The following is a 262-nucleotide window of genomic DNA, read 5'->3' on the forward strand; positions in this document are numbered from 1 at the left end:
GGGAGGAATCGACTGTCATAGCCGCACTATATTAGATGAAAGATAAACTTGCAAGTTTATCTTTCATCGCCGCGCCGCTCTGTTCTGCAGTAGTACTGGATGCCGACCGCGACATCGAAGGCCTCGAGGCCCGGTTTGGAGATGGTAACGCGGTGCACATACGATTAAGCGGCACGGCCGGTGTGCCGTGGTCGACCAAATGGATCTGTTAGCGCCGCAGGTCCTCGACAGCAGATTGGCGTTTGCTGGCAAGGTAGTCATG

General features: G+C 55.0%; 1 protein-coding gene. It reads left to right on the forward strand.

Annotation, left to right across the window (positions count from 1 at the left end; genetic code table 11):
- The first annotated feature begins 35 nt into the window (after positions 1-35).
- A complete protein-coding gene (locus tag SB751_RS31850) occupies positions 36-212 on the forward strand; it encodes a hypothetical protein (RefSeq protein ID WP_410749254.1) in 177 nt (58 codons plus the stop codon).
- The last annotated feature ends 50 nt before the right edge of the window (positions 213-262 follow it).

This window comes from Cupriavidus sp. SIMBA_020, assembly GCF_046535395.1.
In the GTDB taxonomy this organism is placed as follows: domain Bacteria; phylum Pseudomonadota; class Gammaproteobacteria; order Burkholderiales; family Burkholderiaceae; genus Cupriavidus; species Cupriavidus campinensis.